This is a genomic window from Actinomadura mexicana (assembly GCF_900188105.1).
GTDB classification, from domain to species: Bacteria; Actinomycetota; Actinomycetes; order Streptosporangiales; family Streptosporangiaceae; genus Spirillospora; species Spirillospora mexicana.
Genome location: NZ_FZNP01000029.1, coordinates 1 through 22,006, shown reverse-complemented (window position 1 = coordinate 22,006; position 22,006 = coordinate 1). Strand labels below are relative to the sequence as shown.

General features: G+C 69.5%; 20 protein-coding genes. 5 read left to right on the top strand and 15 right to left on the bottom strand.

Annotation, left to right across the window (positions count from 1 at the left end):
• Positions 1-147: 147 nt before the first annotated feature.
• A complete protein-coding gene (locus CHC11_RS38715; protein WP_089316882.1) occupies positions 148-1,296 on the top strand; it encodes an NADH-quinone oxidoreductase subunit D in 1,149 nt (382 codons plus the stop codon).
• Between the two features lie 108 nt (positions 1,297-1,404).
• Here the strand turns inward: CHC11_RS38715 and CHC11_RS38710 are convergent, their stop codons facing one another.
• From CHC11_RS38710 to dacB, 11 genes are all read right to left on the bottom strand, one after another.
• On the bottom strand, positions 1,405-1,914 hold the full coding sequence (locus CHC11_RS38710; RefSeq protein WP_089316881.1) for a DUF3180 domain-containing protein: 510 nt from the start codon (positions 1,912-1,914) through the stop codon (positions 1,405-1,407).
• Positions 1,911-2,498 carry a 2-amino-4-hydroxy-6-hydroxymethyldihydropteridine diphosphokinase gene (folK, locus tag CHC11_RS38705; protein WP_089316880.1) on the bottom strand — a complete coding sequence of 196 codons (588 nt, stop codon included), beginning with the start codon at positions 2,496-2,498 and terminating at the stop codon, positions 1,911-1,913. Before folK ends, CHC11_RS38710 begins: the two co-directional genes overlap by 4 nt.
• Complete coding sequence (gene folB / locus CHC11_RS38700) at positions 2,495-2,860, bottom strand: dihydroneopterin aldolase (protein WP_089316879.1); 366 nt, start codon at positions 2,858-2,860, stop codon at positions 2,495-2,497. The genes folK and folB overlap by 4 nt, the downstream gene beginning before the upstream one ends.
• A complete protein-coding gene (locus CHC11_RS38695) occupies positions 2,857-3,294 on the bottom strand; it encodes a nuclear transport factor 2 family protein (RefSeq protein ID WP_089316878.1) in 438 nt (145 codons plus the stop codon). Before CHC11_RS38695 ends, folB begins: the two co-directional genes overlap by 4 nt.
• Entirely contained in the window at positions 3,291-4,277 is a 987-nt protein-coding gene (folP, locus tag CHC11_RS38690; protein WP_245920284.1) for a dihydropteroate synthase, read from the bottom strand. Before folP ends, CHC11_RS38695 begins: the two co-directional genes overlap by 4 nt.
• Before the next feature lie 158 nt (positions 4,278-4,435).
• Entirely contained in the window at positions 4,436-5,041 is a 606-nt protein-coding gene (folE, locus tag CHC11_RS38685) for a GTP cyclohydrolase I FolE (protein ID WP_089316907.1), read from the bottom strand.
• A gap of 32 nt (positions 5,042-5,073) precedes the next feature.
• Positions 5,074-7,077 (bottom strand): ATP-dependent zinc metalloprotease FtsH, encoded by a 2,004-nt coding sequence (gene ftsH, locus CHC11_RS38680; RefSeq protein WP_089316877.1) that lies wholly within the window; start codon positions 7,075-7,077, stop codon positions 5,074-5,076.
• 381 nt (positions 7,078-7,458) lie between these two features.
• Positions 7,459-8,022: a hypoxanthine phosphoribosyltransferase gene (hpt, locus tag CHC11_RS38675; RefSeq protein WP_089316876.1), complete on the bottom strand. Its 564-nt coding sequence runs from the start codon at positions 8,020-8,022 to the stop codon at positions 7,459-7,461.
• 123 nt (positions 8,023-8,145) lie between these two features.
• Positions 8,146-9,141: a tRNA lysidine(34) synthetase TilS gene (gene tilS, locus CHC11_RS38670; protein WP_089316875.1), complete on the bottom strand. Its 996-nt coding sequence runs from the start codon at positions 9,139-9,141 to the stop codon at positions 8,146-8,148.
• Positions 9,142-9,221: 80 nt separating this feature from the next.
• Positions 9,222-10,331, bottom strand: a complete 1,110-nt coding sequence (locus CHC11_RS38665; RefSeq protein ID WP_089316874.1) for a zinc-dependent metalloprotease — start codon at positions 10,329-10,331, stop codon at positions 9,222-9,224.
• 140 nt (positions 10,332-10,471) lie between these two features.
• On the bottom strand, positions 10,472-11,791 hold the full coding sequence (gene dacB / locus CHC11_RS38660) for a D-alanyl-D-alanine carboxypeptidase/D-alanyl-D-alanine endopeptidase (protein WP_245920283.1): 1,320 nt from the start codon (positions 11,789-11,791) through the stop codon (positions 10,472-10,474).
• A 218-nt stretch (positions 11,792-12,009) separates the two neighbouring features.
• Here dacB and CHC11_RS38655 point away from each other — a divergent pair, with 218 nt between their 5' ends.
• The gene (locus tag CHC11_RS38655) at positions 12,010-12,501 is read left to right on the top strand and encodes an inorganic diphosphatase (RefSeq protein WP_089316872.1); all 492 of its coding nucleotides are present in this window, start codon (positions 12,010-12,012) and stop codon (positions 12,499-12,501) included.
• Positions 12,502-12,641: 140 nt separating this feature from the next.
• Here the strand turns inward: CHC11_RS38655 and CHC11_RS38650 are convergent, their stop codons facing one another.
• Together CHC11_RS38650 and CHC11_RS38645 are read right to left on the bottom strand one after the other, a co-directional pair.
• A complete protein-coding gene (locus CHC11_RS38650; RefSeq protein WP_245920282.1) occupies positions 12,642-13,832 on the bottom strand; it encodes a C40 family peptidase in 1,191 nt (396 codons plus the stop codon).
• A gap of 259 nt (positions 13,833-14,091) precedes the next feature.
• The gene (locus CHC11_RS38645) at positions 14,092-15,159 is read right to left on the bottom strand and encodes an RNA polymerase sigma factor (protein WP_089316871.1); all 1,068 of its coding nucleotides are present in this window, start codon (positions 15,157-15,159) and stop codon (positions 14,092-14,094) included.
• Positions 15,160-15,840: 681 nt separating this feature from the next.
• On the opposite strand from CHC11_RS38645, the gene CHC11_RS43125 reads away from it, so the two are divergent.
• Both CHC11_RS43125 and CHC11_RS38635 read left to right on the top strand, forming a co-directional pair.
• Entirely contained in the window at positions 15,841-16,623 is a 783-nt protein-coding gene (locus CHC11_RS43125; RefSeq protein WP_089316870.1) for a MerR family transcriptional regulator, read from the top strand.
• A complete protein-coding gene (locus tag CHC11_RS38635; RefSeq protein ID WP_089316869.1) occupies positions 16,620-19,031 on the top strand; it encodes a VIT domain-containing protein in 2,412 nt (803 codons plus the stop codon). Before CHC11_RS43125 ends, CHC11_RS38635 begins: the two co-directional genes overlap by 4 nt.
• A 316-nt stretch (positions 19,032-19,347) precedes the next feature.
• Here CHC11_RS38635 and CHC11_RS38630 read toward each other — a convergent pair whose 3' ends face one another.
• The gene (locus CHC11_RS38630; RefSeq protein ID WP_089316868.1) at positions 19,348-20,826 is read right to left on the bottom strand and encodes an MFS transporter; all 1,479 of its coding nucleotides are present in this window, start codon (positions 20,824-20,826) and stop codon (positions 19,348-19,350) included.
• A gap of 75 nt (positions 20,827-20,901) precedes the next feature.
• Between CHC11_RS38630 and CHC11_RS38625 the strand changes: the two genes are divergently transcribed.
• The gene (locus tag CHC11_RS38625; RefSeq protein ID WP_089316905.1) at positions 20,902-21,276 is read left to right on the top strand and encodes a MarR family winged helix-turn-helix transcriptional regulator; all 375 of its coding nucleotides are present in this window, start codon (positions 20,902-20,904) and stop codon (positions 21,274-21,276) included.
• A gap of 74 nt (positions 21,277-21,350) precedes the next feature.
• Here CHC11_RS38625 and CHC11_RS38620 read toward each other — a convergent pair whose 3' ends face one another.
• On the bottom strand, positions 21,351-21,884 hold the full coding sequence (locus CHC11_RS38620) for a DinB family protein (protein WP_089316867.1): 534 nt from the start codon (positions 21,882-21,884) through the stop codon (positions 21,351-21,353).
• Between the last annotated feature and the right edge of the window lie 122 nt (positions 21,885-22,006).

Genomic DNA, 22,006 nt, shown 5'->3' with positions numbered 1-22,006 from the left:
CGTACCGCGCCCTGCTGTCCAGGATGCGCGGCGGGATCGAATGGCGGTTCGCCGTGGCTCGCGTTCATTGCCCTCTAGTCAACCGGATAACGACTACCGCTCGCCATGGGACCATGAAGCGGTGATCGGAGTGGCGGAGGCGCGACCATGACCACCGAACGGATCGTCGGGATCGGTGCGGGCGCCAAGGAGCTCGCCACCGAGGACATGACCCTGAACATCGGCCCCCAGCACCCGTCCACGCACGGTGTGCTCCGGCTGAAGCTCACCTTGGACGGCGAACGCATCTCGGCCGCCGAGCCCATCGTCGGCTACATGCACCGGGGAGCGGAGAAGCTGTTCGAGGTCCGTGACTTCCGGCAGATCATCGTTCTGGCGAACCGGCACGACTGGCTGTCGGCGTTCTCCAGCGAACTCGGCGTCGTTCTCGCCGTCGAACGCATGCTCGGCATGGAGGTCCCCGTACGCGCGGTTTGGATGAGGACGCTGCTGGCAGAGCTGAACCGGGTCCTCAACCACCTGATGTTCCTCGGCTCCTACCCGCTGGAAGTGGGCGCCATCACCCCGATCTTCTACGCCTTCCGCGAGCGCGAGGTCCTGCAGCGGGTCATGGAGGAGATCTCCGGTGGACGCATGCACTACATGTTCAACCGTGTCGGCGGGCTGAAGGACGAGCTTCCCGCCGGTTGGACGGCGCGCGCGCGGGCGGCGGTCTCCGAGGTCCGTGCCCGCATGGGCGACATCGACGACCTCATCATGGGCAACGAGATCTTCCGGGCCCGCACCCGGGGGGTCGGCGTCCTCACCCGGGAGCAGATCCTGCAGTACGGGGTGTCCGGGCCCGTCGCGCGTGCGTCCGGCGTGGATTTCGACCTGCGCCGAGACGAGCCCTACCTCGCCTACGGCGAGCTGGACGTCCGCGTGGTCACCCGGTCGGAGGGCGACTGCCTGGCCCGCTTCGAGTGCCTGCTCGACCAGGTGCACGCGTCCCTCGACCTCGCGGACGCCTGCCTGGACCGCCTCGGCGAGCTTCCGCCAGGCCCGATAAACCAGCGGCTGCCGAAGGTCCTGAAGGTCCCCGAGGGGCACACCTACGCCTGGACGGAGAACCCGCTGGGCATCAACGGCTACTACCTGGTGTCGCGCGGCGAGAAGACCCCCTGGCGGATGAAGCTGCGTTCCGCGTCCTACAACAACGTCCAGGTGCTCGCGGAGCTGCTGCCCGGCAACCTGGTCGCCGACATGATCGCCATCCTCGGCTCAATGTTCTTCGTCGTCGGCGACATCGACAAGTAGCGCGACGACAACAAGCAATGCAATGAGGACAAGCAGCGCGACAGGGGCGAGCAACCTGAGCCGGCGAGCAGCCCGACGCCGGTCCCGGCCCGCCGCGGCGGCGGCACCTCAGGCGCGGGACGCGCCGGGGTGGTCGCGGTGCTCCTCGTCCGTTCCCTTCGGCACCCGGCACGCGTACTCCAGGAAGCAAGCCGCCGCCACGAGCACGACCGCCGCGAGGAACGTGCCGCCGCTCACGAAGAAGTCGTGCCGGGGGGTCGACTTGTCGAGCGAGGAGGCGAGGCTGACGGCGAACCCGCCGAACACGCCCGCGATGACCGCCGCGGAATGCGCGCTGGCCTTCCCCAGGGCCGCCAGGCGCGCCACCGCCAGGGGATCCAGCGGCTTCTGCCTCGACTTGCGGGCGTCCGTCGCGCGGTCCTTGGAGGGCTTGCGGCGAAGGCGGCGCAACACGTTCAGCCCGGTGAACGCCTCACCGAGGGCGAGCAGGAGCAGCGTCGGCACCGCCGTCCACGGCAGCGGGGGCAACGACAGGTAGGCGGAACGCAGCACCGCCCAGGTGATCACCCCTATGACGACCACGAGGGCGACGAGGAACAGCGGGCGGGAGGGCTTCATGCAGGCTGCTGCAGAGCCAGGTCGTCACGCCGGCGGCAGGCCGACGGGCCGCCCTCCGCCTGCTTGGCCTCGGCCAGGTCTCCCACGCGGCCGTGCCCGGGCAGCAGCACGTCCGGCTCGATGTCGGACCATGGGACGAGAACGAACGCGCGCTCGTGCGCGCGCGGGTGCGGGAGCGTCAGATCGGGGTCGTCGGACGTGATGTCCCCGAAAGTCACGATGTCGATGTCGAGGGTGCGGGGGCCCCAGCGGACCAAGCGCTCGCGGCGCATCGAGTTCTCGATGTTCAGGACCCGCTCCAGCAGGTTCTCCGGTGGCAGTCGCGTGTCGGCGATGAGCACGATGTTCAGGAATTCGCCCTGCTCGGGGATGCTCTCCCCGGGCGGCGCGTAGGGGGTCGTCTCGTACACCGGGGAGAACGCCACGAAGCTCAGCCCCGGCGCGTCGAACAGGGCGTCGACCGCCTCCTGGATGTTGTCCAGGCGGTCCCCGAGGTTGCTGCCGATCGAGAACACGACACGATGCTGGACCAGCATGTGCCCCCCGGTGGCGGTGCGGTCGGGCATGCGGTCGGACGCTGTCATGGGCGACTCCTCGTGATCTTCACGGCGACGTCCGCGAAGGGATGCGGGATCGGGGCGCTCGGCTTGTGGACGGTGATCTCGACCTCGGACACCGTCCGATCTTCCAGACATATCTTCGCCAGCCGATCGGCCAGCGTTTCGATGAGGTTCAGGGGCTCCCCCTCCACGGCGTCGACCAGCCGGCCTGCGAGCGCTCCGTAGTCGACGGTACGCGAGAGGTCGTCGCCTTCCGCGGCGGGGCGCGTGTCGAGGCCGAGGACCGCGTCCACGACGAACTCCTGGCCCAGGTCGCGCTCGGCGGGCAGGCATCCGTGGCGGCCCCGCGCCCGAAGCCCGCGCAACTCGATGCGGTCGAGAGTCATTCTTCCTCTGCATCCACGACGTTGAGGACGGGCGAGCCGTGGTGAAGCAGAAGCCGCCACTCCCCGCCCGCCCGTACGAACACGTTCGTCGCCACGATGCTTCCGCCGGCGAGGAACCCTGCTTCGGTGTCCTCATCGGCGGTCAGGATGTTCTCCTTACACGTCACCACGGCGTGGTCGCCGTACACGTCCGTCTCCACGTCGGTGAGCACGAACTGGATGTAGGACGTGTTGGCCATGATGAGCGCCCACGAGCGCAGGACCGCCTCACGTCCCCGCAGCATCGTCCAGCCGGGGTGGACGCAGGAGACCCCCTCGGCGTACGGGCCGTCCGCCCACACCGCCGACATGCGGTCGAAGTCGCCGGCCTCGAACGCGGCATAGAACTCGGCATGGACCTCGTCCACGTCGGCGCGGTTCACGGCACGGCTCATAGGCGGGGACTCCCGTCGTCTTTGCTGTCCTGGGTACTGCTGTTCTGGGTGCTGCTGTCCTGGGTGCTGCTGTCCTGGGTGCTGCGCTTCCTGGTGCCGCTGTCCTGGGCAATGCCGTCCTGGTCGACCGGACGCGCCGCGTGCATCGCGGCCGCCACTCGTACCGCGTCCGCGTTGGGCCGGACCCTGTGCACCCTTACGCACCATGCCCCGGCGGCCGCAACGAGAGACGTGATGGCCACGGTCGCGTCATCGCATTCGCCGAACGGACGGCGCGTACCGTCCGGTTCCGCAAGGAGCCGCGTCAGAAACCCTTTGCGGGACGCTCCCACCAGGACAGGGTGGCCGAGACCGGTGAACGCGTCCAGATGGGCAAGCAGCGACCAGTTGTGCCCCGTCTCCGGGTTCTTGGCGAAGCCCAGCCCAGGGTCGAGCACGATCATCGACGGGTCGACGCCCTCCCCCAGCACGGCGTCGACCCTGTGCAGAAGTTCGTCGCGCACCTCACGGACCACGTCCGTGTAGATGGCGCGGTTGTACATGTCATGGCTGTGGCCGCGCCAGTGCATCACCACGTAGGGGACGCCCGCGGCGGCCACCACGCGCGGCATGTCCGGGTCGGCCAGGCCGCCGCTCACGTCGTTCACCAGCCGCGCGCCCGCGCCGACCGCGGCCTCGGCGACCTCGGCGCGCATGGTGTCGACGCTCACGGGAACGTGCTCGGCCACGAGCGCCTCGATGACGGGAACCACGCGGCGCAGTTCCTCTTCCTGGGAGACGCGCTGCGCGCCGGGGCGCGTCGACTCGCCGCCCACGTCCACGATGTCGGCGCCCTCGCCCACGAGATCGAGCCCGTGGCGGATCGCCTTCTCCGGGTCGAACCAGGCACCGCCGTCGGAGAAGGAGTCGGGGGTCACGTTGACCACGCCCATGACGAGGCAGCGCCCTGGCTCGGGCAGCCCGGGAACGGCGGCACTGGTCATGTCACCCAACCCTATGCCTTGGAATCGACCCACCGCAGCGGCGCTTCAGCCGTCCCATCCGGCCGCCGCATCCTCTTCTGGAGCAGCAGAACGGGCCTCAGCTTGACGCTGAGGCCCGTTCAGACGTTCGGGCGGGTCGGGGGAGCCCCGGGGGGCTGTCAGCGGCCGAGAATCAGGCTCATCGCCTCGGAACGCGTCTCGGCATGATCCCTGAAGTCGCCGCGCACCGCCGACGTCACCGTCTTCGCGCCCGGCTTCCGCACCCCGCGCATCGTCATGCACAGATGCTCGGCCTCGATCACCACGATGGCGCCGCGGGGCTCCAGCACCCTCATCATCGCGTCGGCCACCTGGCTGGTGAGGCGCTCCTGCACCTGCGGCCGCCGGGCGTACACGTCCACCAGCCGGGCCAGCTTCGACAGACCGGTGATCTGACCCTTCTTGTTGGGCGTGTAGCCCACGTGCGCGACCCCGTGGAAGGGCACCAGGTGGTGCTCGCACACGGAGTACACCTCGATGTCCTTCACCAGGACCATTTCCTCATGGTCGGCGTCGAACACCGTGGTCAGCGCGTCCTCGGGCTGCTGGCGCAGGCCCGCGAACTGCTCGGCGTACGCGCGCGCCACCCTGGCGGGGGTGTCGCGCAACCCGTCGCGCTCCGGGTCTTCCCCGATGCCGATCAGGATTTCGCGGACGGCCTTCTCGATGCGCGCGTGGTCGAAACGCCCGCCGTGCAGTGTCTCGCCCGGCGGGTCGTTCTCGATCGGCGCCTCGTCGTACGGGATCGCCAAGGTCGTCAGCTCTCGCCCGGGGCCGGGTCGACGGCCTCAGAGGTCACGCCGCTCTGGCCGTTGTTCTTGGTCAGGTCGGTGACGTCCTGCGGGCCGAGCAGGGCCAGTTCCTTGGGCGAGAGCACCGGCGGACGGTCGGACGGGAGGCGCTTGCCATAGCCGGTGTAGGAGTTCTGGTGCGGCCGCTTCTGGATCGGCGCGAAGATCTCCAGCACCTGGTTCTTGGACAGCGTCTCCTTCTCCATCAGGTTGACGACGAGCTCGTCCAGGACGTCCCGGTACTCGACGAGGATCTCCCACGCGGTGTCGTGCGCGCCCTCGATGTAGCGCCGGACCTCGTCGTCGATCGCGGAGGCGATGTCCTCGGAGTAGTCGCGCTCGTGGCCCATGTCGCGGCCGAGGAAGACCTCGCCCTGCCCGGAGCCGAACTTGCGCGCGCCGAGGCGCTCGCTCATGCCGTACTCGGTCACCATGTTGCGGGCGATGGAGCTGGCCTTCTCGATGTCGTTGGCCGCGCCGGTCGTCGGCTCGTGGAAGACCAGTTCCTCGGCGGTGCGCCCGCCCAGCAGCATGGCGAGCTGGTCGGTCATCTCCGAACGGGTCGTGAGGAACTTGTCCTCCATCGGGAGGGTCATGGTGTAACCCAGGGCCCGCCCGCGCGGAAGGATCGTCACCTTGTGCACCGGGTCGGAGTTCGGCAGCGCGTGGGCCACCAGGGCGTGCCCGCCCTCATGGTAGGCGATGATCTTCTTTTCCTTCTCCGACATCACCCGCGTCTTGCGCTCCGGTCCGGCCATGACGCGGTCGATGGACTCCTCAAGGGTGTCCATGTCGATCAGCTTGCGATCGAAGCGCGCGGTGAGCAGCGCCGCCTCGTTGATCACGTTGGCCAGGTCGGCGCCGGTGAAGCCCGGGGTGCGGCGCGCGATCACGTCGAGGTCGACGTCCTGCGCGAACGGCTTGCCGCGCCCGTGCACGCGCAGGATGCCCTTGCGGCCCTCCAGGTCGGGACGGTCCACGGTGACCTGGCGGTCGAAGCGGCCGGGACGCAGCAGCGCCGGGTCGAGGATGTCGGGACGGTTCGTCGCGGCGATCAGGATCACGCCGCCCTTGACGTCGAAACCGTCCATCTCGACCAGCAGCTGGTTGAGGGTCTGCTCGCGCTCGTCGTGGCCGCCGCCGAGGCCGGCGCCGCGGTGCCGGCCGACGGCGTCGATCTCGTCGATGAAGATGATCGAGGGGGCGTTGGTCTTGGCCTGCTCGAACAGGTCGCGGACCCGGGACGCACCCACGCCGACGAACATCTCGACGAAGTCGGAGCCGGAGATCGAGTAGAACGGCACGCCGGCCTCGCCGGCGACGGCGCGCGCCAGCAGCGTCTTGCCGGTGCCGGGCGGGCCGTACAGCAGCACGCCCTTGGGGATCTTGGCGCCGATGGACTGGAACTTCGCCGGGTTCTGCAGGAAGTCCTTGATCTCTTCCAGTTCCTCCAGGGCCTCGTCGGCCCCGGCCACGTCGGCGAAGGTGGTCTTCGGGGTGTCCTTGGTGATGAGCTTGGCCTTGGACTTGCCGAAGTTCATCACCCGCGAGCCGCCGCCCTGCATCTGGTTCATGATGAACAGGAAGATCAGCACGATGACCACGATGGGCAACAGGCTGAACAGCAGATTCAGGAAGAAGCTCTGCTTCGGGACATCAACGTTGTAGCCGCCGGGCAGCTTGCCGGCGTTGGCCTGGTTCTGCAGTTGCTGCTGCAGTTGCAGTCCCTGGCCCTCGACCCAGGAGGCCTGCTGCTGCTTGCCGTTGGTGAGCGTCAGCTCGATCCGCTGGTCCTTGTCAATGATCTTCGCGGACTTCACCTGGCCCGCGTTGATCTCCTGGACGACCTTGGAGGTGTCAACCTTCTCGAACGAACGGCCGGGGTTGACGCCCCACATGACGAGGGCGACCAAGAGGCCGAACAGCAGGATCCACAGCAGCGGCCCGCGAAAATAGCGCTTCACGTCCATTTATCCGGTTACCCCGTAGGGGCCCGTCCCTCCTGACCAACGTCTGTGTGCGATCCTCGCCCGTCCCAGGGGACGGACGCCACTGCGACCAACAATGCGACCAACGGGAAGGCCCGTCGCCCGGGGCTCCGGTCCCACCGTGGCGGCTTCCCTCATATGGCTTCCCGAACCCTAGGTCCGGGACACCGACGGTACACCGCAGGCGCAGGAGCCGCAGCCGACGCTGTTCTCCCGCATCCCTTGCTAATACCCGTCAACGACCTTTGCAACGATTCGTCACGGTCACTTGTTCCCTGGGGGTGTTGATGAGCCTCCGACCAGTGTGGGCACGTCCGGGGCGATCGGGCACTCCCCGCCGTCCCGCGGCCCCCTCCCGGAGGCTCAGGATCCGTCCCCGCCGTACACGTGCGGGGCCAGGGTCCCGACGAAGGGCAGGTTCCGGTAACGCTCCGCATAGTCGAGCCCGTAGCCGATGACGAACTCGTTGGGGATGTCGAAGCCGATGTACTTCACGTCGATCTCGGTCTTCACGGCGTCCGGCTTGCGCAGCAGCGCGCAGATCTCCAGTGAGGCCGGGTTGCGGGAGAGCAGGTTGCTCACCAGCCACGACAGCGTCAGGCCCGAGTCGACGATGTCCTCCACGATCAGGACGTGCCGGTCGAGGATGTCGGTGTCGAGGTCCTTCAGAATGCGGACGACGCCGGACGACTTGGTGCCCGAGCCGTAGGACGACACGGCCATCCAGTCCATGGAGGCGGGCGAGTGCAGCGACCGCGCCAGGTCCGCCATGATCATGACGGCGCCCTTGAGGACCCCGACGAGCAGCAGGTCCCTGCCCGCGTAGTCGGCGTCGATCTGCCCGGCGAGCTCGCGCACCTTCGCTTGCAGGTCGTCCTCGGGGATCAGCACCTTCGCCAGGTCTTTGCCCAGGTCCTTCTCGTCCACAACCCCACCTCATAGCTCAGACCTCGCCCGTCCGGTGGGACGGACGTCGGACGGACACCGCCGCGCGCCGTTCGGGCCGTGCGCGGCGGACGCGACACGTGACGATCCGCACACGCCGCGACGTCAAACCGGGCCGAACAGCAGCTTCCCAGACCTCCGGAAGGCGCGCAGCCCCCCGGGCAGATCCACGTGCCGCTGGCCGTGCCAGGCCGTGACCAGCCGATCCACTGCATCGATATGGACCGCCGCGAGCGTACCCGGTGGGCTGCCGGCCCTGACCGCCGCCATCCGCAGGACCCTCGTACGGACGGCTCTGGGCAGCCCTTCGAGCCCTTCCAGGCGGACGGCCGCGTTGTAGCCGTCTTCGGAGGTCTCCAGATCCGAGTAGGCGCGGGCAGCCATCTCGTCGAGGGCGTCGGCGTCGTCGCGCAGCATCCTGGCCGTCCGTGCCAGCGCTTCGGCCACCCCGGGTCCGAGCGCCTTCTCCAAGGCGGGGAGGGCTTCGTGCCGGACGCGTACGCGCGCGTAGGCGGAGTCGATGTTGTGGGGGTCGTCCCAAGGGTCCAGCCCCATGGCCTTGCAGGCGCGGCGCGTAGTGGCGCGATCAAGCTCAAGCAACGGCCTCAGGTACAAGACGTTGGAGCGCCTGAATCTGGCGGGCATGCCGGCCAACGAGCGGGCCCCGGAACCACGCGCCAGCCCAAGCAGGACGGTTTCGGCCTGGTCGTCTTGCGTGTGACCAAGCAGGACGGCTGTGGCGCCCGATCGATGGGCGGCACCGTCGAGGGCTGCGTATCGGGCGTCGCGGGCCGCGTTCTCTGGGCCGCCGGGTCCGTCGACAGTGACCGCGATAGATCCCGCTGGGTCGAGACCAAGGCCGACCATGGTTCGGACCACCGCCTCGGCGCGCTTGTCCGAGCCGTCCTGCAGTCCATGGTCGATGGTGATGCCTCCGGCCGGACGGCCGGCCCTGGGCGCTTCGAAAGCCAACGCCCCGGCGAGCGCCAGCGAATCGGCTCCCCCGCTGCACGCGGCCACCGCCATCGCCCCCTCGGGCAGGTCGGCGAGCACCCTGCGCACCGCAAGACGTACCGCCGCCACAGCCGGATCAGGGCCCATGGCAAACGTCTACCATCACACGGCGCCGCACGCCCAAGGCGGGTACGGCCTCAAGCGCCCTGTAGGGGCCGCACTGTGGGTCAGGCCTCGTTCGCCTCCGGCGGGGCGTCAATGGCGCGCGCGCCGACGACCCTGCTCATCCACAAGGTGGGCTCCTTGATCTCGTCGTGGGTCGGGAGCGTCTCCGGCGACTGCCAGACCTGGTTGAAGCCGCTCATGCCGACCTCGGTGACGACCCTCCGCACGAACCGCGACCCTTCCGCGTACTGCTTCATCTTCAGGTCGATGCCGAGCAGGCGCCGGATCGTCTTGTCGAGCTTGGAACCGCCCGAGCGCCGCCCCTGGAAACGCGACCGGATCTGCTGGACGGACGGCACGACCTCGGGGCCCACCGCGTCCATGACGTAGTCGCCGTGCCCTTCGACCAGCGTCATCACGGCGGTGAGGCGGTCGAGGATCTCCCGCTGCTCCGGCGTCTGGATCGCGTCGATGAGGTTGGAGTCGCCGCCGCGAACGGCGTCGGCGACGGCCTCGGCCGCGTCCCGGATGCGGTCCAGCATCATGCCGGGATCGAGGTCGGACGCGAGGAGGAACTTGGTCATCTGGTCCTGGACGTACTCGCGCAGCCATGGGACGCCGGTGAACTGGGCGCGGTGCGTCTCCTCGTGCAAGCAGACCCAGAGGCGGAAGTCGCGCGACTCCACACCGAGCTCCTGCTCCACATGGACGATGTTGGGCGCGACCAGAGTCAGCCGCCCCGTCGGCGCACGTCCGGACGGGTCAGGCGGCAGGAACAGCTCGTACTGGCCCAGAACCCGGCTCGCCATGTACGCCAGGATCGCGCCCACCTGCATGCCGGTGACGCGGGAACCGACCGCCTGGACGACGACGTTGCCCGCCCCGCCGAGGGGGCCGCCGTTGCCCTTCTCCGACATCTGCTCCATGAGCGGCTCCAGCACAACCCGGAAACCGTCCACGTTGGCACGGATCCAGCCGGGCCTGTCCACGATCGTCGCCGGGTCCGGGTCGAGCTCGGACGCCATGCCGGTGAAGTCCCGCACGTGCCCATGGGCGATCTTCGACAGGGCGCGCAGCTCCTGCACGACCTCACGGGCCTCGGCATGCGTGACCTGCGGCCCCGGCCTGACGAGCCGGGTGCCGGCCTGGACCGCCAGGTTCCAGTCGATCATTGAGGCGCTCATGTCACCACCGTACGTTCGGAACGCGGCGCCGGAGCGCCCTAGATGGTCGTTCAACGAACAACCGTTCTGGTTATCTCCCGTACGGCCGCCCCCACACCCGCGCCGCGGCTCGGGTGTGCGGCCTCAGATCAGCCGCATCCGCAGGTGGCCACGGCTGCGGCGAGCTGGTCGAGTTTGCCGGGGTCGACCGGCCCCTTGCCGTCCCCGGCCATGAACGCGAAGGCGAGCAGACGCCCGTCCGCGTCGTAGGCGAGTCCGGCCAGGGTGCTGACTCCCGCCAGGGTGCCGGTCTTGGCGCGCACCGTCCCCGCGCCGGCCTGGCTGGCCGCCACGGTGTAGCGGGGCGGGCTCAAGGTTCCGGAGAACCCCGCGATCGGAAGGCCGCTGATGACCGGGCGGAGGTTCGGATGGTCCCCGCCTGCGGCGAGCGAGACGATCCGGGCAAGCGCGATAGGCGAGATGCGGTTGAGAGGCGACAACCCGCTGCCGTCGTTGACCGAGACACCCTCGGCCACGCCCAGCCCAGCGAGAACCTGCCGGACGGCCTGCGCGGCGTCCGCGAAGGTCGCGGGACGCCCCAGCTTGATGGCGACCTGGCGTGCCACCGCCTCGGCCACGTCGTTGTCGCTGTCGGTCAGCAGATGCTCAACGAGCGCGGACAGCGGCGGCGACTGGACGGCACCGAGTTGCACGGCCTCCTTCTGCGCGACCGTCGAACGCCCGGCCTTGGCCGTGACCCCGTTCTTGGACAGCAGACGCGCGAACTGCCTCGTCGCGGCAGATGGCGGGTCCGAAACCCGTGTCTTCCTGGACGGGTCGGATGGCGCCACACGTCCCTCGTCGACGGTCAAGGCGCTGACTGGCGCCAGCTCGCCGTCGGGCAGATAGTTGGGTTTCCAGCTGGCGGCCTTACGAGGCCCCTGATAAGCGGACACGTCGTAGTCCACGCGCACCTGGCTCGCACCAGAAGCCTTCAAGGCCGCGGCCGTCTGGCGGGCCAAGTCGGCAAGCGACGCATAGGGCGGGTGGCCGGCCCCCGGACGCGACGGAAGCGCCGTCAGGGTAGGATCCCCGCCTCCGACCAGAATGATCCCGTCGCCTGTGCCCCGCACGACCCGGGTGGTGATCCGGTGGGCCGGGCCGGCCGAGGCCAGCGCCGCCACCGACGTCGCCAGCTTCGTCGTCGAGGCCGGGGTGGCGGGCTGCCCGGCACGCAGCTCGTACAGCGGCCGCCGGGTCTCCGCGTCGACGACCACCGCGTTGATCTTCGCCTGCGGTCCGCCGATCAGTGCGGAGAGCCGCCCCGCCAGGGCGGACGGGTCGGGCGGACGGCCGGACCCGGGCTCGGCGGCGGGGATCGCCGCGGCCGAGGGTGCGATCCGCACCAGGTCGCGCGCCGCCACGCTGGGCGGTTGCGGCGACAGGCGGCGGTCGGGTGTGAGCTTCACCACTGCCAGGCCCGCGGCGACGGCGAAAACGTTAAGGAGGCACAGCGACAGGACTGCGAGGGCCCGGCCCCGTCCAGGCACGCGACCGCCCCTCTCCCACTCAGCACTCACCAACGTGCGACATCCTTATACAGGGGAACACTCACCTGTGGTGCCGGCCTCGCCCACAGGCTCCCGAAAGACTATTCACTGCGAGCGCGCAGGGAGCGGAGGACATCTTGAATTTCGACGTCACGATCGAGATCCCGAAGGGCCAGCGGAACAAGTACGAGGTGGACCACGAGAGCGGCCGCATCCGGCTCGACCGCATGCTCTTCACCTCCACGCAGTATCCGGCCGACTACGGGTTCGTCGAGGACACCCTCGGCGAGGACGGCGACCCCCTGGACGCCCTGGTTCTGCTCCAGGAGCCGACGTTCCCCGGTTGCCTCATCCGCTGCCGCGCCGTGGGCATGTTCCGCATGACCGACGAGGCCGGCGGCGACGACAAGGTCCTGTGCGTCCCCGCCACGGACCCCCGCATGGAGCACCTGCGCGACATCCACCACGTCGCCGAGTTCGACCGGCTGGAGATCCAGCACTTCTTCGAGGTCTACAAAGACCTGGAGCCCGGCAAGTCCGTCGAAGGCGCCAGCTGGGTGGGACGCGTGGAGGCCGAGCAGGAGATCGAGCGTTCCTTCAAGCGCGCCTCCGACCAGGGCGGCCACTGAACCGTTCCCGGCCCGTGCGGCCGGCCGGGCCGTGCGGAGTCGCAGACGGCGCCGACCCGCTCCCCCGCCCACGCGACGCTCGCGAGAACCCTTCTGTAGGACTTCTACAGAAGGGTTCTCGCATTCTTCGGGGGCTTCCTTCAGCCTGCGGGCCGCGTGGCACCGGCAAGATCGTGCCGGTGGATGCTCGCGATGCGTACCTGTGCGCCGGTGTAGGGCGCTTCCACCATGCGGCCGTTGCTGAGGTAGAGCCCGACGTGGTGGATCGTGGCGGGATCGGACCGATTGGTCGCGAAGAAGACAAGGTCACCTGGACGGAGCTTGCTGATGGGAATGTGCGGTCCGGACGTCCACTGGGTGCCCGTCCAGTGGTCGAGCTGCACCCCCGCCTTGTTCCACGCGTACATGGTCAGGCCCGAGCAGTCGAAGCCGACGGTCCCGGCGCCCTGAGCAATGCCGTACGTAGGCCCGTCCATGTCGCCTCCTCCCCAGGAGTAGGGCGTGCCGAGCCACTTGAGCGCCGCCTCGACCGCGATGGCACCGCGCGCCTCGGGCGGCACCTCCTTCGGAACGGGGAAGTCCTCACGGAACTTGCGCGTCTGCGCCTTCTCCAACGCACGTTCCCGCGCGCGCTTGACCTCCGCAGACCTCGCCTGGGCTTTGCCAAGCTTGCGTTCTAGACGGCGCTTGTCTGCCTCAATGTGCTGGACGGCCGTCTGTTGGGTGGCCACGGCGTCCTGTGCGAGCCGTTTGGCCTCATCGGCGCGCCTCGTCGCTGCGCCTTGCTCGTCCAGCGCGGTCTTCGACTGGCGGCGGAACACGTCCGCGACCGTCCGGGAGGCTTCGACGCGGCGGAACATGGCGGTTCGCCGTTCGGCGAGCATCTTGACCATGCCGGCGCGGTCCATGAAGCCCTGAGGCCCGCCTTCACCCGCGACGGCCGCGGACATCGGGTCGTAACCGGTGTTGTCCTGGTAGACCTGCGCGGCGAAGGACGCCAGTTCGGCTCTGGCCTCCTCCACTCTCCGATTCGCTTCGGCAAGCCTCCCCTGGATGTCCCTGTACGCCTCTTGCGCGTGCCGCAGTTGCACCAGTTCGCCGTTGTAGCGCTCCACGGCGGCCTCTGCGGCGATGGCGAGCCTGTCGAGTTCGCCGTCCGCCTGGGCGAGCATGGCCTTCGTCCGCCCGACCTCGGCCGCTCGCTCCCTGACGTCGCGTTCGCTGCGTTCGACGTCCTTCGCGTTAGGGCCGGGAGGGTCGGACGGACGGGCGGACGCGCCCGGCACCAGCACGCTCATGCCGATGGCGACGCCGGAGGTGAGAGCGACCAACCGCAGCGCCCTGCCTCTGGCGGGAGGCAGGGTCACGCGACGGCGACGTAGCTCAGATGCGCCAGGTGCCATGATCACGTCCTCCCCGCCCGTGATCCTGCCTAGCGCAAATGATCAGCTACGAAGCGTAGTGGACTCGGGAAATGGCAGGTACAAACGCCACGCGATGGAGGTCCGTAACGAAGCGGGGGTGTCAGCGCGCGCTGGACGCCGGACCGGCGCCGGACACATGTGGACGCGCAGGCGGCTGCAGCCCAGCTCAGGGTCTCTGGGAGATGCCGGGTATTGCCGTCGGACGCGGGCCGGCGTGCTCGTCCCTGTCCTCACGCTGGGTACCGACGACGTACATGGAAGCAACACCGGACGCGAACAGGAGCGCCACGACCAGGAGCACGGCGGAGGCGCGGCCGACCTGTGCGTAGAGCTTGGCCGCCCCCTCCTCGTCCTTGGACGCCTTACGGGTGCGTCGGAACCGCCAGCGCCGGCCTTGGCGGGCCGCCCGCCCGGGACGTCCGAAGGCGGTCTGGACGGGGAATCCATCGGACCTGAACTCGGTGACGCGAGTGGCCACGAAGAGCCTGTAGCCGACAAGTTCCGGATCCAGGAAGCAACTCATCACCCTGAGCCGCATCTCTGGCGCGGGTAACGCATCCGGTAGCAGCCCGTAGACCGTGTCGGCCGACACGGTTCGGGGACGGAGAGCTCCACAGGCGGAACACTTCCGCGCGTGCTCCATCAGCCGCTTGCTGATGTCGTCGGTGGGATCACCACGCCGCTCGCGCAGGAGGAGAGCACGCTCAGCACAACCGTAGGGCCCCTCGTTCGCGAGTACCTCCGCGGTCAACGCCGCTTCGAGTTCGCCGTACGCGCCGTCGAGCGCCGCCTGCACGTCCCCTGGCGACACCCCGAACACAGTGGCAAGGTCGGAAACCGACAACTGGCGCCTGACGTGCAACTCCAGCATCTCCCGGGAGAGGGGCGGCAGCGCCAGCACCGCCTGCCACGCGGTGATGCGCTGGTCGACGTCCTCCTGGTCGTGGCTGGCGACCGGCATGTCCGGCGCCCTGTGCCTGGGTGGCATGCGCCGGCCGCACTCCAGCCGGGCGATGGCGTAGAGCCATGGCCCGAACCGCTCGGGTTCGCGCAGCTTGCCGATGTGCGCCTCGGCCACGATGAAGGTGTCCCGCAGGGCGACCTGTGCCGCGTCGCGTCCCCGCAGCTGAAACCAGCAGTACGCGTAGAGCCCCTCGGCATGGGCGTCGTAGACCGCGGGCGGGGCGCCAGGGTCGCGCTCGCGCAGCGTCTCGACCAGGAGATGGTCGCTCATGCCAGAAAAGGTAAAGGCTGCAAGCGTTCATTACCAGTATATTCGGGGGATCACACTCCGATACCGAACACCATCCTTACCCCCTAATTAGGTTTTATGGGAGCGTGTCACACTTAATAGACTTTTCAGTGCTTCGACGCGATACTGCAAGGTTCGTCGGGTTCGCGTGACCAGGACATTGCCCCGATGAGCGATCATGCGATCACATGTAGTGATTGAAGGACATTTCGGTCTTCCAACCCGGAATGACCATTTTATGGTCGGCCAGGCCACCCTTCCGGCGACGGCCATAAAGGCCTAACCGAACAGTTACCCGGACGGTAAAATCAGCCACCACGACGCTTCAGAGGGCAATTCGGCGACGGGTTCGTCTCCATGCAGGCGGGTCCTACGTCCAATACAGCACTCGGAGTCGGCGACCGCCAACGGCAGGTCGGCGGCGGCGTCCTGCCGTCGACCACTCAACCCCGCCTCGTCGTGGGCACGACCGCCGTCGCCGCAGACAGCCCAGCGCTGGGCGCCAACGCGGCACGTCCGGAAACGGGGTCGACACCGGGACAGGAGGCCGATTCCGAGTCGCCCGCGAGCCGCATGCTCACGTAGCGCCAAGAGGCACGTCGTGCGTCATGCCTCACCTGAGCGAAGTTGACACTGTCATCGTTACAGTGTCATCATCGGGCCATGGACGACGACACCTGGACGATCGCCGAACTGGCGGACCGTGCCGCCGCGGTTCTCGCGGCGGACACGTCCGCGCAGGCCAGCGGCCGGGTGCGAGACCTGCCCAACGAGCGGCTGATCCGCTGGTACACCACGATCGGCCTGATCGACCCGCCCCTCGGCCGCCGCGGCCGTACCGCCCTGTACGGGCCCCGCCACCTCCTCCAGCTTGTCGCGGTGAAGCGCCGCCAGGCATCGGGCCGCTCCATCGCCGAGATCCAGGTCGAGCTCGCCGCCGCGACCGACGCCGACCTCGCCCGCATCGCCGCCATCCCCCACCCGCCGGACACCCGTTCGACCTACCCGCCGGCCCCCAGCGCTTCACTTGGCCGAACGGCCATGCACCCCGGCTCGAACGCCCCCGCCACTCGGGAAGCTGATCGGGCCCCCCTCGGCGACTCCCCTGCGGGGCCACAGAGCCAGGGCACGGCCGCCGAAGGGGCGGAGGGCGGTGACAGAGGGAACTTCTGGAGTACGCGACCCGATGTGTCCTTCCGCCGGGACATCGACCTCAGCGGCTATGGCGAACTTCGCCCCGCGATCGTCCAAGGCGTCCGCCTCGCGCCCGGCCTCACCGTGCTCCTTGAGGTTCCGGACCTGAACGGCGACGACCTCGCCGCCATCGAGGCGGCCGCTCGCCCGCTGCTCGACGAACTGCGCCGTCGCGGCCTGCTCGCCCCGGTGCGGAACCCCGCCGAAAGCCCCGACTTCCAGCCCGCCGACCCACCCCGGAGGATTCAGTGACCGTGCGCATCCTGCCGCTACCCGAGACCGCGCCACCGGTACCCGACCGCGGGCTCGGCGCGCTCAGCACCGACAGGGGAAACCTGCCGCTCGACTCCGTGGACGTGCAGGCGTCCATCACCGGCCTCGCCGCCGGCATCGAGATCGTCCAAGGCTTCCGCAACCCGTTCGACGTGCCGCTCGAGGCCACCTACATCTTCCCCCTGCCCGACCGCGCCGCCGTCACCGCACTGCGCATGGAGGCCGCGGACAGGGTCATCGAAGGGAAGCTGAAAGAGCGCGGGCAGGCGCGGCAGGACTACGACGCCGCCATCGCCGCGGGTCAACGCGCGGCCATCGCGGAAGAAGACCGCCCGGACGTGTTCACCATGCGGGTGGGCAACATCCTGCCGGGCGAGCGAGTCACGATCAGGCTCTCCCTCGACCAGCCGCTGCCGCACGAGTCGGAGTCCAGCGCGACGTTCCGTTTCCCTCTCGTCGTCGCACCCCGCTACATCCCCGGTGCCCCGCTCGACGGCGAGCGCGCAGGCTCCGGGGTGGCCGACGACACCGACGCCGTGCCGGACGCGTCCCGGATCAGCCCTCCCGTCCTGCTGCCCGGCTTCCCCCACCCGGTTCGCCTGACCCTCAAGGTCGACGTCGATCCGTCCGGGCTTCCGCTCACCCAGATCCGGTCTGCGCTGCACGTGGTCGCCGAGGAGGGCGACGGCGAGCGGACGACCGTGCGCCTGCAACCGGGCGAGCGGCTCGACCGCGACTTCGTCCTCCGCCTCGACTTCGCCCCCCGCGAGAGCGCGGCCCTCTCCCTCGTCCCGGACGAGTCCGGCGAGGAAGGGACGTTCAGCCTCACCGTCCTGCCCTCCGGGGAAGCGAGGCCCCGCCCCCGCGACGTGGTGCTCGTCCTCGACCGTTCCGGCAGCATGCACGGCTGGAAGATGGTCGCCGCCCGCCGCGCCGCCGCGCGCATCGTCGACACCTTCCGCGCCGAGGACCGGTTCGCCGTCCTGTCCTTCGACACCGTCATCGAGCGCCCGGGCGGGCTCGGCTCCGGGCTGGTCGACGGCACCGACCGCAACCGGTTCCGCGCCGTCGAGCACCTCGCGGCGCTGGGCGCGCGGGGCGGCACCGAGATGCTCACCCCGCTCGACGAGGGCTGCCGCCTGCTCGCCGACCCCTCCCGCGACCGGGTCCTCGTCCTCATCACCGACGGCCAGGTCGGCAACGAGGACCAGCTCCTCGCCCACCTCGAACCGCGGCTGCACGGCGTCCGCGTGCACACGGTCGGCATCGACCAGGCCGTCAACGCCGGCTTCCTGAACCGCCTCGCCGCGATCGGCCAGGGCCGCTGCGAACTGGTGGAGTCCGAAGACCGCCTCGACGAGGCGATGGAGCACATCCACCACCGGATCGCCGCCCCGCTGGCCAGCGGCCTGGACCTGCACGCCGAGGGGCTGGAGATCGTCCCCGGCACCGTGGCGCCCACCCGGCTCGGCGCCCTGTTCCCCGGTGTGCCGCTCCAGATCGCAGGCCGGTTCCGAGGCGCGCCCTCCGGCACCCTGTCCGTGCGGGGGACGGCAGCCGACGGCACCGCCTGGGAGCAGCAGGCCACCGGCATCGTCGCCGAGAACCCGGCCGCCCGATCCGTCTGGGCCCGCGCACACCTGCGCGACCTGGAGGACCAGTACGCGATCGGCGGCCCCGCCGACCTGGAACAGCGCATCATCTCCGCCTCCCTCCGCTTCGGCGTCCTGTGCCGCTTCACCGCGTTCGTGGCGGTGGACAGCCGGGTCGCGACCGAGGGCGGGGCGCCGCACCAGGCCGTCCAACCAGTGGAGATGCCCCGAGGCTGGGCGGGAGCCGCACCGATGGCCGCCCCGCGGATGGCCCCGGCCGCCTTCTCCGCCGACATGGAGGCCGCCGCCCCGCCGGTAGGCGCCGCCCCCATGCCCCCCGCGCCCATGCCGGTCGCTCCTACCGGCCCGCCCCCCATGGCGCAAAGCGCCCCTCCCGGTTACGGCTCGCCGCCCCCGGGCTTCAGCCGCCCTGCCGGCCGCTCCGCCGGCCGCGCCCGACGGGCGGCCGGTCCGGCGCCCTCGCCCCTCACCGGGTTCCGGCAGGAACTGGCCAACGTCCTGGGCCGCCTCCGCCAGGTCCCCGACACGAAGGAAGAGCGCGTCCAGCACCTGCTGAGCGAACTCCTCCCCATCCTTGAGTCGATCGTCCAGCGAATGCAGACCCTCTCCCTGGACACCAGAGCCCTCGCCGACCTTCGCGACGACCTGCACCGCCTGCGCCCCACCGCCGACCAGCCCACCGTCAACGACCAGTGGACCCACGCGCTCCAGGTCCTCGCCGACTTCACCGGCGAATCCCCGCCCCGCCGCCCCTTCTGGAAGCGCCCCAGCTAACCCAGAGGCGGGGGTGCCCTCAAAGAAGGCCGCCCCCGCCACGGCACATCCGGCACAGCAGTCAAAGCCCGTCGGCGCGGCAGCATCGGGCGCCGGTGGCATGACAGGCGGCGACGGCGCCTCCTGCAGAAAGGCAAGGTAAAGGCGTGCGCCCGACCGCACGGCAGGAGACGCGGACCGCCCCACTCGGGCGAGAGTCGCCAGGAAGAAGCGTTGTCCGACTGCGGTCGGGGGCGCTGGCGAGAGGCGCTAGGTACAGGCGTGGGCCGGGCCGCGCGGTGAGAGGCGCGGTCCGGCCCACGTTGGCGGGGGGCGGTCAGGTGTGCTTCGGGCGGTAGCGCCGAAGCAGCGGGATCAGGTTCAGGGCCAGTCCGATCACGGCGACGCCACTGACCAGGTTGACCCCGGCGTGGAACTCGGCGAAGCCGTCGCCGCCGGCCGCCGTCCCGCCCGCGACCAGGGCGGTCACCACGGCCAGGACCAGGGCGGCGCCGACCTGGCCCGAGGTCTGGACGAGGCCGGAGGCCAGCCCCTGCTCGGAGTCGTCGATCCCGTCCGTGGCCTGCGCCATGATCGAGCTGAAGCCGAACGCGAACCCGCCGCCCAGCAGCAGCATCGTGGGCAGGATCGTGAACACGTAGTGCGGAGCGTTCCCGGCCGTGGCGAGGAACCAGGCGTAACCGAGGCTCAGGGAGGTCATCGAGCTGATGATCAGGCGAGGCGTCCCGTACCGGTCGATCAGGCGCCCGACGAACGGTGAGCCGAAGGCCACGAGGAGCCCGGCCGGCAGCAGGGCCATGGCCATCTTCAGCGGTGACCAGCGCAGCACGTCCTGCAGGTAGAGCGTCATCATGAACTGGAAGCTCAGGTACGAGCCGAACAGCGCGACGATGCTGAGGTTGGCCCGGACGATCGAACCGATGCGCAGGATGCCGAGCCGGATCAGCGGGTGGCGCACCTTGTTCTCGGCGACGAAGAACGCGATCAGCAGAGCCGCCGCGACAACGACGGAGCCCAGTGTGACCGGGTCCAGCCAGCCGCGCTCCGGCGCCGAGACCACGGTGTAGACCGCGAGCAGCATGCCACCGGTGAGCGTCACGGCGCCGATAAGGTCGTGCCCTCCCTCGGCCGCCGACCGGTCCCGCGGGATCAGCGCGAGGCCGGCCACAAGGGCGATGACGGCGAGCGGCACGGGCGTCAGGAACGTCCAGCGCCACCCGAAGCTCGTCAGCAGCCCGCCGAGGATCAACCCGGACGAGTAGCCGCTCGCCCCGAAAACGGAGAACACCGACAGCGCCCGGTTGCGCGCCGGCCCCTCGTGGAAGGTGGTGGTCAGGATGGACAGCGCGGTCGGCGCGGTGAACGCGGCGGCCAGCCCCTTCACGAACCGGGTGGCGATCAGCAGCGTGCCGTCGTCGACGAGACCGCCCACCAGCGACGCCACGGCGAACACGGCGAGAGCGGCGAGGAACACGCGGCGCCGGCCGAGGAGGTCGGCGGTGCGACCGCCGAGCAGGAGGAGCCCGCCGTAGCCGAGGACGTAGCCGTTGACGATCCACTGCAGTGACGTGGTCGAAAGGCCCAGCTCAGCGCCGATCGACGGCAGCGCGACGCCCACCATCGAGACGTCGAGTCCGTCGAGGAACAACACGGCGCAAAGGACGGCGAGGACTCCCCAGAGCCGGGGGGTCCATGCCTGTTCGGCCGGCGCGCCCACGGCGCCCGGCGCGCGGACAGCGGAGTCGAGTGAGGTCTCGGTTATAGTCACGTCGAGGGACAGTACATGCACATGCATCAAATGTCCACGCACAAACTTCGGTCGAATTTAATGCTTGTGCATCTGATGCGTGCGCATGGTAAGATGCGCGGCATGGAGGCGGAGTCTGTCCTGGTCGACCGCTGGCGCAAGCTGGCGACCTGCTACAACACGGTCGCATGCGCGTTGGACCGCGCCATGCAGGACGTCCACGGCCTGAGCATGAGCGAGTACGAGACACTCGACCGCCTCGTGGATCAAGGTTGTGAGAAGCGTCGCATGCAGGACATCGCCGCGGCCATGTACCTCAGCCAGAGCGCCCTGTCCCGGACGGTCGCCCGCCTGGAGAAGCACGGCTACGTCCAGCGCGGACTCTGCGAGGCCGACCGCCGCGGCGTCTTCGTGGAGATCACCGATGAGGGCCGCCGCTGCCACACCGAGGCCCGCGACACCCACCTGAAGATCCTCGCCGACCACCTGACCGACTGACCCGAGCACGGCCGGCGCAGACGATGCGCGTGAAACACCCCTCGTCAACGATCTGGTGCTGACGCGTGGCCGTGCTACTCGCCGGTCGTCCCGTCCAGCAACTCGCGGGCGACATCGAGGTGCCCGACGTGACGCGCGTACTCCTGGAGCAGGTGGAAGAGGATCCTGCCAAGTGAGGGGGCTTCATCGGACGTTCGGAAACGACCGCCCAGGCGGGCCTTGTCGTTCAGCGAAGCACCCTCCACCAGGGTGCGTGCCTGGGCGACCTCCAGACGGTAAGCGGCCATGACCTGTGCGGTGGACCGGTCAGAAGGGACGGCCCATTCGGCCTCGTCGCCCCCGGGCGGGTAGGCGAGAACGTCTTCGGCGGCGAATCCCCAGCGCATCCACCGGCGTTCAACCCAACCGAGATGTTGCACCAACCCGAGCGGCGACCACCCCAACGGGTCGACCGGCTCGCGGAGCTCGTCGTTGGACAGCCCAGAGAGCTTGCGCATCAATGCCTCGCGGTACCACCCCAAGTACCCGAGGAGGAGTTCACGAGCGTCCGTCACCTCGACGCCTGGGCCGTCGAGAAGCGCGGGAACCGGATCTGGGAGGTTCTGCATCTGCCGAAGGTAATCCGCTCCCAGCCCTAGCCTCGGGCTTTCACCGGGCGGCGGGTCGAGAGTGACCGTTTAGACAAGAAAAGTGCCCCCGAGCTGGGAGGATAGGGCTTGTCGAGAGTCCT